A 14531-nucleotide genomic window follows, 5' to 3' on the forward strand; every position below is an offset into this window, starting at 1 on the left:
TGCCACTAGCCTTCCGTCTTCAAAATAATTCAACGATCTGTTCCAGGCGTCGACTCTCCAGCAATGAAATGATGGTCGCGCGGGACAGGTCGTAATCCTCCCGCTCGACAAGCGCTTGATAGCCACTCACGCTCAGGTTTGTGTTCGTTTTTTCATGGATGAAGCGCTGAGTTGCAAGACTGTCCGTAACCGGCTCGCCGCTCTCGAAGGCTATCGTGAAGACGGTCATGCGTGTGCCCGCAGACATTACGCCCACCTGCAAGCGTATCCATCGATCCTGTTGCACACTATGCCTTCGCAACAACTCATTGGACGGTGAAGCCGGATCCTGACGCGACAGTCGCTCCAGGCTTGCTATCAGCGACCGTAATGCCGCAGCAGGCACCTGCTGCCCGACGATTCGCGGCATCAACTCACTTAACGTAAAACTGCCGAGCAACCCTGCCGGGCTGATGATATGGGTATCGCTGTACAGTGCCCCACCCAGCGTCCTGATGGCCATCTTGTTCGCATGCACCCAGTCGTCAAACGCGCTAACGTCCGGGCATTTGAGCGAGGCCACTGTCTGCGCGTAAAGCAGTGCATCCAGGCCATCCTGCCTGTCGGCTCCAGACACCTCGTCCGCCACCAGAATCATGCTGCCTGCACAAACATAAGTGGTGTAGTTAAAACCCGTGCTCATTGATCTTTTCCCGTCAAAAAACCAAAGGCTTGCGCCTTTGATTTTCAAGAAACTCAGGCTACGCCGAACTCATAGGTGAGTGCTTTTTGACGTTGCTCGGCCAATGCTTTCAAGATCAGTGGTTCGACCATCAAGTAGTCCTCTTCATCCATATGCATGGTGGCCGCGCCGTTGTAGATCTCGACACTGGATGTGCTCCACTCCACGAACAGCACCTTGGTCGGCTGTACTTGGGCGAAGTACTGGACAGCGGCAATAGCCATGGTGATATCGCCGTCAGCCCCCTCAAGTGCAGTCGACATGCAGAAATTCCCGCCTTCGGCTTTTTTGGTGTTGTTTTCGAAAAGCTTCAGTGCCTCGGGCTCACTCTTCAATGCCTCCATGGTCGTATCGGCCACATTGGAGAGTACTTTGAGCGCCGTCGCGCCCTTGCTGACGGCAACGCCAACCGCGGCATGAAGAATGCCCAGCGCAACATTATCCAGCGACAGTTTTTGAGAGGACGCTTGATAACGATTGTAAGGCTCACTAAAAGCAAACCAGCCCGACAGCTTCATCAACCTCATGAACTCGTTGTAGCGTTGTTCCTTCTGGCTGGCAGCAGGGTACTTAAGCAACGCCACCAGATCGGCATACATATAAGTATTTTTTACAATACGCTTGCTGCGCTTGGACATGTTTTTATCAAAGCCGGCAATACCCGCACCCATGATGGCAGCATTCAGCTCATCCTTGTCGACGGGCAGTTGCACATCAAAAGCCCCAGAAAACGAACGGGGCTGCGGTAGCTGAGCAATAAAAACATTTGACTCTTCAATTAACGCAATACGTTCGGCGGCAGCCATTTTCAGATTATTGGTTTCAGTCACTTTATTGAATCCTTTCAATTTAATTAAACGCCATCGTGGCGCAAGTTCAAACTAGCGCCACGACAGCAATTAATCAAACAGCAAGAAATTCAATTGATTTCAGAAACAGCACATCAAACTACCGTTAACTTCACACAAACAACCCACTTCATATTATTGAGCGCGGCCCGAACGGGCCGCGTGAGGTCATGACGCCGGTTTCTCTCCATACCAGCGTGGGGTGTAAACCCATTCCCCACCATCAGCCCGTGGAAAAACACAGGTCAGGGATGAGCCGATCAATACCATGGTGCGCATGTCGACCTGATCCGGGGTCAGCAGACCCAAGGTTGTAACCCGTAGTGTCTGCCCCGGACGACCGATATCCCGGCCCAATACCACTGGCGTTTCAGGCCCGCGGTGCCGTGCGACGATCTCCAGTGCCTGGCCTAATTGCCACGGACGTGAGCGGGAGATCGGGTTGTAAAAGGCCAGCGCCAGATCGGCTTGAGCCGCCAGGTCCAGGCGCTTCTCGATAATGGCCCAGGGTTTGAGGTTATCCGACAGCGACAGCACACAGAAATCATGCCCCAGCGGCGCACCGGCCTGGGCAGCCGTCGCCAGCGAGGCGGAAACCCCGGGCAGAATCTCGAGATCGACATTGTGCCAATGGACATCAGTGGATTCGTGCAACGCCTCCAGCACCGCCGCGGCCATGGCGAAAACGCCCGGGTCACCCGAGGACACCACCACGACAGAGCGCCCCTGAGCGGCGAGTTCGAAGGCGTGACGGGCGCGCTGCATCTCTTCGCGGTTGTCAGTGCAGTGCAGCACCTGATCCGCGCGAAACGGCCCGGCCATGCGTACGTAAGTCTCGTAACCCAGCACATCATTGGCGCGAGCCAGCTCCGACTTGACCGCTGGCACCATCAGTTCGGCGGCGCCCGGCCCCAGACCAATCACCGCCAAGCGTCCGCGAGGGCGACCGATCAGCAACGGATCCAGTGGGTTATCGGCAACAGCGATGGCAATCGCGTCATCGCCAAGAATGGAAACAGGCTGGCCGACAGCGTTGCGCGCCAGTTCACCCATATCGGTTTCAGCCTTGGCAAACCGCAAGGGCACACCCAGTTCACGCGCAGTTTCTCGCAGCGCCGGGTGAGTCATTTCGGTATCAGGGGCCAACAGGCAAGCCAGCGATTGCACGGCAATTGCGGCCTGATGCAAAGCCTGGCGAATGGCGTTCGACAGATCTGAAACCGCACCACTGACCGCCACCACGACGCTACGTGGATAGATCAGCAGTTCGTTAGCCTGCGGCGTCCGTTCGGCATGACCGACATGCACCGCCAGTCGCGCCTGAGCATCCTCAGGCAATTGCGCTTGGGCCAGCCACGGTGCAGAACCTTCGATGCGCACCGTTTCACCGGCCAGCAGGTCGGAAACAAAACGCTTACCCAATTCCAGATCGCCAAGGACATAGCCGCTGGGCGGGTTGAGCAGACACGTTCCGAAACGCAACTCACCGCTGGTGGTGATCGCCGCCGAAACGTCCAGTGCGGCGGCAATCTCACGCGCCATCACATTCACCCCGCCGAGACCGCCCAACAGCGGAACTACGGCGCTGCCATCTTCGGCCACCGCCAGTACTGGAGGCTCGGCACCTTTTTCCAGCAACAGCGGCGCCAGCGTGCGGATCACAATCCCGGCAGCGCACAGAGCAATGATCGGCGTACCTTGTTGATACAACTCGCGCAAGGTCGAACCGAATTCACGATAGACATGATCAGCACCGTCCACCCGTTCGGCCAATCCGTGGATCAGGGCGTCGGGGTAGACCTGTTGAATCCTGCGCGCGGTGGCGAGGCTGCCATTGCCGAGAATGACAATCGCCGGAACTGGACGGGTCATCAGCCTTGCCACCTTTCGCCGGGAACGATGATCAACGAGAAGTACGGCGAAGACATCGGCTCGACCTGATCCAGCGGCACGATCTTCTGATTGGCCATGGTCGCGCGCTCGACGTACAACGCACGTTCGGCAAGGCCGAGTTCTTCCAGCACCTGGCGAACCTTGGGAAAGTTGCGCCCCAGCTTCATGATCACCGCCGCATCGGCATCGGCCAGGCGACGTTTGAGTTCGTCGTGCGGCAGCACACCGGAAAGCACCGACAAACTCTGATTGCGATACACCAGCGGCGCGCCGAGCACCGATGCGCCCCCCAGCATCGAGCACACACCCGGCACCACTTCTGCTTGATAACGCTCGGCGAGGCGGTCGTGCAGGTACATGTAGGAACCGTAGAAGAACGGATCGCCCTCACAAATCACCGCGACATCGCGACCGGCATCCAGATGCGCGGCCACCGCCTGGGCGGCCTCATCGTAGAAATCACTGATGACTTGCTCATAGGACAGCGGCGCCGGCAGCACTTCGGTGGTCACCGGGTAAACCAGCGGCAGCAGATTCTGCGCGTCTTGCAGATGCGCTTCGATGATGCCGAAAGCGTTGCCCTTCTTGCCCTTGGCCACGAAGTACGCCACCACCGGCGATTCGCGCAGCAGGCGCAAGGCCTTGACGGTAATCAGTTCCGGATCACCAGGGCCCACGCCGAGGCCGATCAAACGTCCAGGTTGCTGCATCATTCGATCTCCGTGGCGAGGGCATTGACAGCGGCGGCGGCCATGGCGCTTCCGCCCAGGCGACCTTGCATGATGACAAACGGCACGCCACGGCTGTCCGCCGCCAGCGCTGCCTTGGATTCGGCGGCACCGACGAAACCTACCGGGAAGCCAAGGATCAGCGCCGGTTTCGGTGCGCCGGCATCGAGCATTTCCAGCAGGTAGAACAGCGCGGTCGGCGCATTGCCGATCACCACCACACTGCCTGCCAGATGTGGCCGCCACAGTTCCAGCGCGGCGGCGGAGCGAGTGTTGCCCAGCTCGCGGGCCAGTTCGGGAACGCTTTCGTCGCGCAGCGTGCAGATCACTGGATTGTTCGCCGACAAGCGCGCACGGGTCACACCTTCGGAAACCATCCGCGCATCACAGAGGATCGGCGCACCAGCAGCCAGCGCATCACGCCCGGCCTTACCCGCGCCTTCGGAAAACTGCAGACCGTCGATGGCATCGACCATGCCGCACGCGTGAATCACACGGACCGCGAGTTTCTCCAGATCGGCCGGGATTCGGTCGAGGTTGGCCTCGGCGCGAATGATCGCGAAGGAGTTGCGATAGATCTCCTGACCGTCGCGGATGTAATCAAGCATCAAGGGGGCTCCGTGAGCGGGCGTCGAGCAGGGTCGCGACCGCTTCAATAGTAAGGTTGTGTGCGTGCAGCACGCCGAAGCCCGGCAGCGCTGCATCGCGAAAATAGAGATCGTAGTGACCGGGGGCGACGGCCAGCAATGTGACTGGGGCGGTATGCGCTGCCGCGCAGGAACGCAGGCAACCGGACACATGCACATTCAGCGATTGTGGCAACAGCGTCGCCAGTTGCCGTGCATCACCCTTGGTGTCGGCCAAGCCCTTGGCGCATCCGTTCGAACCGGTGCAGGCAATCAACCGGGACAAGGGTTGACCGGGCTGACACAAAAAACCCAGCTGCTCCATTCGCTCAATGACTTCTGCGGTGTTTTCGTTGCGCACATTGGGCAACAGCAGGCTTTGCCAGGGAGTGAATCGCAGGCTGGCATCGCCAAGTTCATGGGCCAGTCGGGCCGCCCCACGGAGCATCACGGGGTCGAGCCGACCTAATGGCGGTAAGGCACCGACATACACAAGATCAGCGTCGGCCTGGAAGTGAGCGCCGATATGCAGAGCGTCGGAACCCGACTCACGCCGCCAATCGGCTACCGCCTGCATGGGTACACGCTCGGCCAGCCGCGCCAGAAAATCCTCGACCGGGTATTCAGTCAGTAAATGGCGCATGCGCGTCTGCTCGGGGCGCGCGAGTTCGAGAAACAACTCAAGCACCGCAACGATCAGCGCATGGCCATCGACGAGCGCCACCGAACCGGCGGGCAAATCCGTGGGGCAGCCCGCCAGGCCAAACGCCAACCGACACTCGCCGTTTCGTTCAAACGCCGACAGCCACAGGTCATGGGGGTGTTCTAGCATCGCCAACGCCTCGCCCGCATCGAGTTGCACGGCGAACTTGGCACTGAGGTCGTGGAAGGCTTCGTGGCTTTGCAGCGTGGCGAGAATCTGCCCGGCCAGCGGGCGTGTGTCGAACAGCATCTGCTGATCGATCCCGGCACTTGGGCTGAGCATCAGGTTGCGTACATCATCGCCCGCTGCCGTTTGCGGGCCTAAACCGGCGGCCAGCAAGTTGTCGATCAATGCCGCTTGCTCACCGCCAATCCCGCGGACTTGCAGGTTGGCCCGATTGGTCGCTTCTATCACACCACTGGCGAAACGCTCAGCAGCATCAGCCACCGCTTCGGCCTGGACGCTGCTGATCGAACCTCCGTTGAGTTTGATCCGACAGATACCGCCATCCAGAGCCGGGACAATACGCAGCAACCCCGGGCAGGCCGAGGGGCGTAAGGCGGTGGACAGCGGGCGTTCGTTCAAAGGGGCGACCAGTAAGGGCAGAGGTCCTTCGCGGGCGAAGGCGCCGTATTATGCCTGCTTTGTTCGAAGGCATGAAAATGCTGCGCCCCTGAAATCGACGAATGTATCCCACTGACGTCTATGCCGAGACGCGTACCAAAAAATGCAGCTCGAACTCCGAAAACGTAATTTCGCTGATCCGCCGTTCGAGAAACTCCCTGCGCTGTTCGAAGACGGTACGATCCAACAAAAACCGACCGTAATGTTGAATCAGCTTTGTGACCTGTTCTTCCCATTCAAAGAAAAGGAAGTTCTCCTTGACCGGTCCCGAAAACAGCCTGAAGTTGTTAACCGTCAACTTCAACCGCTGTTGCGGCCCTCGCTCCAACGGCAATATTTGAAAATTACCCCCTTCGCTTTCCGAAAAAAAACCCGACAGCGCCACTTTGTCGGCTTGCAATGCATCAAATGCCGACTGAGTAACCGTCACCTGAGTTGGACTTCCCTGCGAGATGACATGGGTCAAATATGCTTGAGCAACCGAGCCATAAAAATTCGGGTGATGAATTTCCGTTATGGCGTCACCCGAAGGTTCCCATCCCAGAAATTTCAGCGTGGCCGCGAAGTGTAAAAACCAGTCATTGAGTTGAGTACCGAAGTCATATTTGCTGTCAGCGGCCCAGCGGGCCAATCGTATGCTGTATTTGACATCGCGTTTTTCCGCCTTGGAGAACCCGGCCATGAAGGTCACGAGCCCATTGCCAACAACCGCCGCGCCAGCTGTTTTATCATCCTGATCATTCATTCAAATTCATCCTTGAGTTAATCACCGGTCGCTTGATTCTCCCGTTGCGAAGAACGCCGGACTCGAACGTTCAAAGCTATTAATGCTTCCTGCCAAACACAACCTCAGAACATTGACCGCACATGTCCACCCGTTGTTAAACATTGTCCACCTTCAGACGGGCATCACTGGGTGTTCAACGCAAAGGTCCCGGTATCACTTCATCCCGGCTGCGTTATCATCCCGCCCCTGTAGACCGCGTTTTTGAACAGAGGAACGGCATGGCCCCCTGGCTGACAGTAATTGGCATCGGTGAAGACGGTTTCAAGGGCCTGGGCAAGAACGCCCGGCATGCGCTGTTGCGCGCCGCTAAAATCTTCGGCGGCCAGCGGCACCTTGATTTGCTCCCGTCGTGCATACGCGGCGAGCGCCAGCCATGGCCGAGCCCTTTCAGCCTTGATGTGCTGCTGTCGCACCGTGGCGAACCCGTTTGCGTCCTGGCCAGTGGCGATCCGATGTTCTTCGGCGTCGGCGCCACCCTTGCCCGGCAATTGCCCGCCACCGAAATGCTGACGCTGCCTGCACCGTCTTCCTGTTCGCTTGCCGCTGCACGAATGGGCTGGCCATTGCAGGACGTGGTCACGCTTTCGGTGGTTGCCCGCCCCATCGCCGCGCTCAGCGCGCAATTGTTCAGCGGCGTGCGCTTGCTGGTATTGAGCAACGACGGTCGTAGCCCTGCCACCCTCGCTGCTTTGCTGCGTAAATGCGGTTTCGGTCCGAGTCGCATGAGCGTTCTGGAGCATCTGGGCGGCGAAACCGAACGCCGCATTGATGGCATCGCCCATGACTGGAGCGACCCGACGATTGCCGATCTTAATGTGATCGCCATCGACTGCATCGCCGAACCGAACACGCCGCGCCTGTCGCGACTGGCTGGGCTGCCGGACTCGGCCTTCCAGCACGACGGCCAACTGACCAAGCGCGATGTACGTGCGATCACGCTAGCGCGCCTGGCCCCGGTCCCCGGTGAACTGCTGTGGGATGTCGGTGCAGGCTGCGGCTCGATCGGCATCGAATGGATGCGCGCCCACCCCAGTTGTCGTGCGATTGCGATCGAAGCCGATGACGGCCGGCAAACACTGATCGAGCACAACCGCGATGCGCTCGGCGTTCCAGGTTTGCAGCTGGTTCGCGGCAGCGCTCCGCAAGCGCTGACCGGGCTGGAGCGGCCCGACGCCATTTTCATCGGTGGCGGGGTCACTCGCGAGGGCATGCTCGAACAGTGCTGGAGCGCACTCAAACCTGGCGGCCGATTGATCGCCAACGCCGTCACCCTGCAAAGTGAAATGACCCTGATGAACTGGCGCGAACGGTACGGCGGCGAGCTGACGCGGATCCATATCGCCCAGGCACAACCGCTGGGAGACTTCGACACCTGGCGTCAGGCCTTGCCGATTACCCTGCTGGACGTGACGAAGCCTTTCGATGCGTGATGAAACCGCCGAACAACCCGCGCCCCTGCGCAGTGGCCTGACCACCGGCAGTTGCGCCACCGCCACCAGCCTCGCCGCTGCACGACTGTTGCTCGGTGGTCTGTCTGCCGATGCGGTCGAGATCATTCTGCCCAAGGGCAAACAGGTGCAGATGCGCCTGGAATTCTGCCGCCTGACCGAACTCGGCGCGGAAGCGGGAACCATCAAGGACGCCGGCGACGATCCGGACGTGACTCATGGCGCACTGCTCTTCTGCGAAGTTCGCTTGAACACCGAACCGGGCGTTCGCTTCATCGCCGGGCGCGGTGTCGGCACGGTTACCCGGCCGGGTCTGGTGCTGGGTGTCGGCGAACCGGCGATCAACCCGGTGCCACGCAAAATGATTGGCGATCATCTGGCGCGCCTGGCTGAAGAATTAGGATATGCCGGTGGTTTTGACGTCACGATCAACGTCGAGGACGGCGAGGCCCTGGCGTTGAAAACCATGAACCCCCGTCTGGGGATTCTGGGCGGTCTGTCGATCCTGGGCACCAGTGGCATCGTTCGGCCGTTCTCCTGTGCGGCCTACATCGCCTCGATCCATCAAGGCATCGATGTCGCCAAGACCAACGGTTACCTGCACATCGCCGCCTGCACCGGCAACGCCAGCGAAGACACCATGCGCCGGGTCTACAACTTGCCGGAGATCGCCCTGATCGAAATGGGCGACTTCGTCGGCGCCGTGCTCAAGCACCTGCGCAAAGTGCCTGTGGATAAACTCAGCCTTTGCGGCGGCTTCGGCAAGATCAGCAAACTGGCCGCCGGACACATGGATTTGCACAGCCGCCACTCGAGCATCGATCTGCCGCAACTGGCCGAATGGGCGGCTGCAATCGGTGCCGATACGGCTTTGCAGCACAGCATTCGCGAGGCCAATACCAGTCAACAAGCCTTGGCCATGGCCAGCGCCGCCGGGGTCGCCCTCGGTGATGAGGTGTGCCGACACGCCCTGAACTTCGCCCGCAGCGTCGTGCCGGCACAGGTTCAGGTCGAGGTGTTTGCCATCGACCGTCAGGGTGGGATCGTCGGTCATGCTGGAGCGTTTGAATGAAACGAATCCTGCTGCTCGGCGGTGTGACCGAAGCCTTGGCCATCGCCCGCACACTGGGGCCACAACACATCTATAGCCTGGCCGGTATCGGTCGGGTGCCGACAGATCTGCGGTGCCAGGTTCGTGTCGGCGGTTTTGGCGGCGCGGAAGGCCTGGCGCAGTACATCCGCGAGCAAGGCGTCGATCTCCTCCTCGACGCCACCCATCCCTACGCCGCCCAGATCAGCCAGAACGCCGCGACCGCCGCCCGCTTGAGCGGCATTGCCTGTTGGGCGCTGCGACGTCCGGCGTGGCAACCACAACCTGGCGACGACTGGCGAGAAGTCAGCGGCTGGGCCGAACTGATCGAAACCCTGAAACCCTTCCGCCGACCGCTGTTCACCCTCGGCCGCGAGCCGTTGCAACATCTTGACGAAATCCCTGCGGAGCAATTCTGGACCCTGCGCGCACTGGACGTTTACCCGGGCAACGAACGCTGCGAAGTGATCGGTGCACGTGGTCCGTTCCTGATCGACGATGAACGTGCGCTGTTCGAAAGCAGGAACATCGATGTGTTGATCAGCAAAAATAGCGGCAGCAGCGCTACTGAACCGAAGCTTGAGGTCGCGCGCGAGCGTGGGGTTCCGGTGATTGTTTTGAAGCGGCCGGTGTTGCCGGGGGTTGATAGGGAGTTTGGGTCGGTGGCAGATGTGCTGGAAGCGTTATCAATGCCTGGCATCCGCTAGAGATTGCGAATTTTCTGACAGCACACTCGGAGAAAGCTGGCTGTCCACTCTACAACCGACCCTCTATCGTTCCCGCCTCCTAGGATGGATCAAGCGCTGCCGCCATTCTCGAAAAAATGGCAATCCCCAGAAAACCTGTCGCTTGCCCCTTCGTATCCCATGGAATACGATAAATATGGTCGAATTCGAACGATCCCGAGTATTTGCTCAATGGCTCAATTCACTTAAGGACTCCATCGGCAAAGCAATTCAAATGGCACACAAAATCGGTAGTGAGGAGTAAATCATGGCCGAACAATTTACCCGTTTTGATGCTGCGGAGTTTCTTAAAACACCGCAAGAAATGGCGGCTTATCTGGATGCGTGCTTTGAAGAAGATGCTGGTGACGGCGTATTGATACGCGCAGCACTCAACGATATCGCCCGAGCGAAAGGCATGACGCAAATTGCTCGTGATGCAGGACTTGGTCGCGAAAGCCTATACAAAGCACTGAGCAGTAGTGGCAATCCGGAGTTCGCGACTATCATGAAGGTGATGAAGGCTTTAGGCCTGCGATTACATGCAATCGCTGTCTGATTGCACTGCGACACCAAACCGCACAGCGCTTTTTTACTTATCGGCCCTGATCAGGCTAAATAGCCGCGTCTGATCGCCCACCCACCGGATTTGTCCCATGTCCCGACAACGGCTCGCAATTGCCTGGATCGCCTGCTTCGCAGTGCTGTTCAACATGCTCGCCATGCCGATGACCGGTGCGATGGCGCAGTCGGCGAAAACGCCTGCCGAACAATTGTTGTGGGGTAGTTTCTGCTCTTCCGGCGGCACCAAAATGATGGCGATCTCCCTGGGGGATATCGAACAGAAATCCCCGCAGAACGACGACCACTCCAACATGCAGCATTGCTGGTGTTGCTCCGGCTCCGCGCCGTTGGTGGCGTTGCCAGGCCATCAGCCGCAACTGTATTTCGCGCACTTCGAGTCCAATCGGAGCCTGCCGCCTCCATCCCTGAACACCCCGACACCGCGCCAGCAATGGCCAAGCCTCAATCCCCGCGCATCCCCTCTGGTGTGATTCCTTCTCGCAATCAACCTGCGTTTTGAATCGTTCTGGAGAACTGCCATGCTGAAAAAATTCATCGTTCTGGCCGCATTGCTGCTGCCTGCCTGCTTTGCCAATGCCCACGAATACAAGGTCGGCGCACTGGAAGTCGCACATCCCTGGTCGCAAGAGCTGCCGCCCAATGCGCCGACCGTCGCTGCGTATTTCATCATCCACAACAGCGGCAACTCCGCTGATCGACTGCTCAGCGTCGATTCGCCGATTTCGGGCGAGGCGCAATTGCACGAGCACGTGATGAAAAACGACCTGATGAAGATGCAGCCTGTACCGAGCGTGGACATTCCCGCTGGCGGCAATGTCACCTTCGCCCCCATGGCCTACCACGTCATGCTGGTAAACCTGAAAGACCGCAGCCTGCTCACTGACGGCAAGCGTTTTCCCATGACCCTGCACTTCGAGAAAGCCGGTGATGTAACCGTCGAAGTGGCCGTGCAGAAAAAAGCGCCAGACAGCATGCCGCAGCACGTGCACGCCCAGTGAGCACCTGAGCTGCATTCGCCATGCGCCCGCTTAGCGCCAGGGCATCCAGGTCACACGGCCGGTCATTGAACCTGACACGCGGCAGCTGGATCAGCCTGTTCGCCATGCTGATGATCTTTATCGGTCCACTGATTTCTCAGTCGATGCCGATGGATCAGCGCACCCCGATGTCCATGGAAATGTCGATGGACATGAGCATGGACATGTCGGCAATGGAGCACGCCGGGCACGGCGCGCAACCTGCTGCCGAACATTGCCCGCCAGAAGCGGGCCACCATGCGCTGTGGGAAAAGTGCGGCTATTGCAGCCTGCTGTTCAATTGCCCGGCGCTGACCGGTGGCGGTTCATTCGCCACATTCGACATCCCACCCGTCAACACCTTCACCACCCCTTCCCCACGCCTGGGTCATGCCCGGCAAACCTTCTTCCCCGGCGCCCGCACCCGCGCCCCGCCTGTCGTCGCGTAAACACTCAACTCTGATTTCACACGGTCCGCAAGCTCGCTCCTACAGGGATTGTGCAGGTTGTCGGCCGTGTGGTTTACGACTGTTCGATGGAAATTGTCATGTCCAGGTTTTCTGCTGTCCCGTGCTTGAGCACTGCTCAAGCCGCCTTCTCCCTGAGCGAATCCAGCATTCGCTTCAGGCACGCCACCGCGATTCTGTGCGGTGCCTTGCTGGCGCCTTGCGCGCTGGCCGATGAACACGCCGGTCACAGTGAGGAACTGAGCCCGACGGTCATCACCGCCATTGCTCCAAGTTCACCGCTGACCATCATCACCAACCCCAAAGACCCACGCCAGCCGGTGCCGGCCAGCGACGGTTCTGATTATCTGAAAACCATTCCGGGCTTCGCTCAAGTACGCAACGGCGGCACCAACGGCGATCCGGTATTGCGTGGCATGTTCGGTTCGCGGCTGAACATCCTCACCAACGGCAGCATGCTGCTGGGCGCCTGCCCGGGTCGCATGGACGCGCCAACCTCGTACATCTCACCGGAAACCTACGACAAACTGACCGTGATCAAAGGCCCGCAAACCGTGCTCTGGGGCCCGGGGGCTTCGGCCGGCACGATCCTGTTCGACCGTGAGCCGGAAAGCTTTGGTGAACTCGGCACACGGGTAAACGCCAGTGTGCTGGCCGGCTCCAACGGACGTTTCGACAAAGTCGTGGACGCCGCTGCCGGCGGGCCATTGGGTTATGTGCGCGTCATAGGCAACACCGCCCAGGCGGACGACTACCAGGACGGCAATAACGACACCGTGCCGTCGCGCTATGACAAATGGAACGGCGACGTTGCCGTCGGCTGGACGCCGAACGCCGACACGCTGCTGGAACTGACTGCCGGCAAGGGCGATGGCGAGGCCCGATACGCCGGACGCGGCATGGACGGTACGCAGTTCTTGCGCGAGAGCCTTGGCCTGCGTTTCGAACAGTCCAACATCGGCGACGTGCTCGACAAGATCGAAGCGCAGGTCTACTACAACTACGCCGACCACGTGATGGACAACTACACCCTGCGCACGCCGTCCGGCACCGGGATGATGGCCGGCCCCATGGCGTCCAACGTCGACCGTCGGACCCTCGGCGCACGGGTCAAGGCGACATGGCGCTGGGCCGATGTGCAGTTGATCAGCGGCATCGACGCGCAGACCAACGAACATCGCCAACGCAGCGCCATGGGCATCGACACCTACAAGGACGTGCCCTACACCAAGGACGCCGACTTCCATAACTACGGTGTGTTCGGCGAACTGACCTGGTACGCCGCCGACCGTGATCGCTTGATCAGTGGCGCGCGCCTGGACCGTGCTTCGGCCAAGGATTACCGGCAGACCACCGGCTCGGGAATGATGACCCGCCCGAATCCGACCGCCGACGACACCCGCGCCGATACGCTGCCCAGCGGCTTCGTTCGCTACGAGCATGACTTGGCCGACAGCCCGACCACCTTGTATGCCGGTCTCGGTCACACCCAGCGTTTCCCGGATTACTGGGAGTTGTTTTCGCCAAAATCCGGGCCCGCCGGATCGGTGAACGCGTTCGATTCGATCAAGCCTGAAAAAACCACTCAGCTCGACTTCGGCCTGCAATACAAAACCGAAGACCTCGAAGCCTGGGCTTCGGGTTACGTCGGCCAGGTGCGCGATTACATTTTGTTCAACTACACCCCGACAATGATGGGCACAACCTCGCAAGCCGAGAACATCGACGCACGGATCATGGGCGGCGAATTGGGCGCGGCCTACAAGCTGACCGAAAACTGGAAAGCCGACGCGACCCTGGCTTACGCCTGGGGCAAGAACAGCAGCGATGGCAATGCGTTGCCGCAAATGCCGCCGCTGGATGCGCGTTTCGGTCTGACCTACAGCGAAGACAACTGGAGCGCCGGCGCACTGTGGCGAGTGGTCGCCGCGCAAAACCGTATCGACCAGAACAAGGGCAACGTGGTCGGCAAGGACTACGACAAGACACCGGGCTTCGGCGTGTTCTCCCTCAACGGCGCCTATCGGATCAACAAGCACTGGAAGGTCAGCAGCGGCGTCGACAACCTGTTCGGCAAGGCTTACGCCGAACACCTGAACCTGGCCGGCAACGCCGGGTTCGGCTACCCCGCCAACGACCCGCAAGCCATCAAGGAACCGGGGCGAACGCTCTGGACCAAGGTGGACATGAGCTTCTGACAACAGCGCAGGCAAGCCGCTCTTTTGTAGGAGCGAGCTTGCTCGCGATCGGTTGCGCAGCAACCGCAAAAC

15 protein-coding genes are annotated in these 14531 nt (G+C 59.7%); 8 read left to right on the plus strand and 7 right to left on the minus strand.

Features of this window, described 5'->3' with window-relative positions:
• Positions 1-19 precede the first annotated feature (19 nt).
• The 7 genes from CKW19_RS01725 to CKW19_RS01755 form a co-directional block, all read right to left on the minus strand.
• Positions 20-682, minus strand: coding sequence for a hypothetical protein (locus CKW19_RS01725; RefSeq protein ID WP_095056288.1), 663 nt, complete (start codon positions 680-682; stop codon positions 20-22).
• A 53-nt stretch (positions 683-735) separates the two neighbouring features.
• Entirely contained in the window at positions 736-1551 is an 816-nt protein-coding gene (locus CKW19_RS01730) for a hypothetical protein (RefSeq protein ID WP_095056289.1), read from the minus strand.
• Positions 1552-1737: 186 nt separating this feature from the next.
• A complete protein-coding gene (gene cobJ, locus CKW19_RS01735; protein ID WP_095056290.1) occupies positions 1738-3441 on the minus strand; it encodes a precorrin-3B C(17)-methyltransferase in 1704 nt (567 codons plus the stop codon).
• Positions 3441-4172, minus strand: a complete 732-nt coding sequence (locus CKW19_RS01740; protein WP_095056511.1) for a precorrin-2 C(20)-methyltransferase — start codon at positions 4170-4172, stop codon at positions 3441-3443. Before CKW19_RS01740 ends, cobJ begins: the two co-directional genes overlap by 1 nt.
• Entirely contained in the window at positions 4172-4798 is a 627-nt protein-coding gene (locus CKW19_RS01745; protein WP_095056291.1) for a precorrin-8X methylmutase, read from the minus strand. Before CKW19_RS01745 ends, CKW19_RS01740 begins: the two co-directional genes overlap by 1 nt.
• Complete coding sequence (cobG, locus tag CKW19_RS01750) at positions 4791-6089, minus strand: precorrin-3B synthase (protein ID WP_305883113.1); 1299 nt, start codon at positions 6087-6089, stop codon at positions 4791-4793. The genes CKW19_RS01745 and cobG overlap by 8 nt, the downstream gene beginning before the upstream one ends.
• Positions 6090-6222: 133 nt before the next feature.
• Entirely contained in the window at positions 6223-6888 is a 666-nt protein-coding gene (locus tag CKW19_RS01755; protein WP_095056293.1) for a hypothetical protein, read from the minus strand.
• 260 nt (positions 6889-7148) lie between these two features.
• Between CKW19_RS01755 and cbiE the strand changes: the two genes are divergently transcribed.
• The 8 genes from cbiE to CKW19_RS01795 all read left to right on the plus strand — a co-directional run bounded on the left by cbiE (position 7149) and on the right by CKW19_RS01795 (position 14459).
• Positions 7149-8360: a precorrin-6y C5,15-methyltransferase (decarboxylating) subunit CbiE gene (gene cbiE / locus CKW19_RS01760; RefSeq protein WP_095056294.1), complete on the plus strand. Its 1212-nt coding sequence runs from the start codon at positions 7149-7151 to the stop codon at positions 8358-8360.
• Positions 8353-9450, plus strand: coding sequence for a cobalt-precorrin-5B (C(1))-methyltransferase (locus tag CKW19_RS01765; RefSeq protein WP_095056295.1), 1098 nt, complete (start codon positions 8353-8355; stop codon positions 9448-9450). Before cbiE ends, CKW19_RS01765 begins: the two co-directional genes overlap by 8 nt.
• Entirely contained in the window at positions 9447-10175 is a 729-nt protein-coding gene (locus CKW19_RS01770) for a cobalt-precorrin-6A reductase (RefSeq protein ID WP_095056296.1), read from the plus strand. The genes CKW19_RS01765 and CKW19_RS01770 overlap by 4 nt, the downstream gene beginning before the upstream one ends.
• Positions 10176-10461: 286 nt before the next feature.
• A complete protein-coding gene (locus CKW19_RS01775) occupies positions 10462-10752 on the plus strand; it encodes an addiction module antidote protein (RefSeq protein ID WP_095056297.1) in 291 nt (96 codons plus the stop codon).
• 97 nt (positions 10753-10849) lie between these two features.
• On the plus strand, positions 10850-11248 hold the full coding sequence (locus CKW19_RS01780) for a DUF2946 domain-containing protein (RefSeq protein ID WP_095056298.1): 399 nt from the start codon (positions 10850-10852) through the stop codon (positions 11246-11248).
• Positions 11249-11296: 48 nt separating this feature from the next.
• Positions 11297-11776 (plus strand): copper chaperone PCu(A)C, encoded by a 480-nt coding sequence (locus CKW19_RS01785; protein WP_095056299.1) that lies wholly within the window; start codon positions 11297-11299, stop codon positions 11774-11776.
• A 20-nt stretch (positions 11777-11796) separates the two neighbouring features.
• The gene (locus CKW19_RS01790; protein WP_095056300.1) at positions 11797-12243 is read left to right on the plus strand and encodes a DUF2946 domain-containing protein; all 447 of its coding nucleotides are present in this window, start codon (positions 11797-11799) and stop codon (positions 12241-12243) included.
• Between the two features lie 98 nt (positions 12244-12341).
• Positions 12342-14459: a TonB-dependent copper receptor gene (locus CKW19_RS01795; RefSeq protein WP_095056301.1), complete on the plus strand. Its 2118-nt coding sequence runs from the start codon at positions 12342-12344 to the stop codon at positions 14457-14459.
• The last annotated feature ends 72 nt before the right edge of the window (positions 14460-14531 follow it).

It is taken from the genome of Pseudomonas sp. Irchel s3f7, from assembly GCF_900187615.1.
Classification (GTDB): Bacteria; Pseudomonadota; Gammaproteobacteria; order Pseudomonadales; family Pseudomonadaceae; genus Aquipseudomonas.